The organism is Kitasatospora sp. MY 5-36 (genome assembly GCF_001182915.1).
GTDB lineage: Bacteria > Actinomycetota > Actinomycetes > Streptomycetales > Streptomycetaceae > Kitasatospora.
This window is the reverse complement of sequence record NZ_LFVW01001184.1, coordinates 1-1,489: the sequence shown is the minus strand read 5'-3', so window position 1 is coordinate 1,489 and position 1,489 is coordinate 1. Positions and strand designations below refer to the sequence as shown.

Below are 1,489 nucleotides of genomic sequence, written 5' to 3'. Positions count from 1 at the left end.
GCCGCGCAGCACACCCCCTGGCCCTTCCCCCGCCGCCCGCGCGGCTTCGCCGGCCGGGAGGACGAACTGGCCGCGCTCGACCGGGCCACCGCCGCCCCCGGCGCCGTCGCCCTGCTCACCGGCGGCGCCGGCGTCGGCAAGACCACCCTCGCCCTGTCCTGGGCGCACCGCCGCCACCAGGACTTCCCCGACGGCCGGCTCTTCGTCGACCTGTGCGGCCACAGCCCGCTGCCCGAGCGCGACACCGCCGCCGTCCTGCGCGAACTGCTGCTCGCCCTGGGCCTGCCCGTCGAGCGGATGCCCGCCACCGCCGAGGCGATGGGCGCCCGCTACCGCGAACTGACCGCCGGGCGCCGGATGCTGATCGTCCTGGACAACGCCCGCCGCTCCGACCAGGTGCGCCCGCTGCTGCCCGACGGCGACGACTGCGTCACCCTGGTCACCAGCCGCGACCGGCTCGGCGGCCTGGTCGCCTCCGACGCCGCCCGCCCCGTGCCGCTCGCCGAACTCTCCTCCCCGCAGGCCGTCACCCTGCTCGCCGCGACCCTCGGCCCCGACCTGGTCGCCGCCGAACCCGAGGCCGCCGCCCGCCTGGCCGACCTGTGCGACGGCCTGCCGCTGGCCCTGCGGCTGGCCGCCGCCCGCCTCGCCACCGGCCCGGCCCGCGCGCTGGCCGCCCTCGCCGACGAACTCGCCGACGAGCAGGACCGCCTGGACCTCCTCGACGTCGAGGACACCAGCGTCGCCGCCGCGCTCGCCCTGACCGTCCAGCACCTGGGCGAACCCGCCCGCCGGACGTTCCGCAGCCTCGGCGCCCACACCGGCGCCACCCTCGACAGCCGCACCGCCGCCGCCCTGGCCGGCTGCCGCCCCGACGAGGCCGCCGCCGCCCTGGCCCAACTGGCCACCGCCCACCTGATCGTGCAGATCGGCCGGGACGCCTACACCCTGCACGACCTGGTCCGCCTCTACGCCCGCAGCCTGCCCGGCGACACCGACACCCAGGTGCTGCCCCGCCTGCTCGACCACCTGCTCAACACCCTCCTCACCGCCTGCGCCGCCGCCGAACCGGGCAGCGAACCGTGCTGCGCCCTGCCGCCCGGCACCCGCCGCCCCGCCGAGGTCCGCCCCTTCCCCGACCGGGCGAGCGCCCTCGCCTGGTACGCCGCCGAACGCGACACCCTGCGCGGCGCCGTCGAGGCGGCCGTCACCGCCGGACTGCACGACCGCGCCTGGCGCCTGGTGCTGCTCCAGTGGCCGCTGATCGTCTGGCAGGTCCGGGACGGCTGGGCACCGCTGCTCGAACACGGCCTGGCCGCCGCCGAGGCCGACCGCGACCCCGGCGCCCAGTCCCGCGCCCGGGCCCTGCTCGGCTGGGTCCTGCTGGAGGAGGGCCGCCCCGACCAGGCCCTCGACCACCTGGAACGCGCCCCCGACCTCGCCGCCCGGGCCGGCGACGGCTGCGCCCAGGCCGTCGCCCTGGTCAACC

Annotated in this window: 1 protein-coding gene; it reads left to right on the top strand. The window is 78.9% G+C overall.

What is annotated here, in order from left to right:
• Positions 1–1,489, top strand: a 1,489-nt coding sequence (locus AE652_RS41235) for an NB-ARC domain-containing protein (protein ID WP_049661110.1), incomplete at both ends; no start/stop codon positions are given.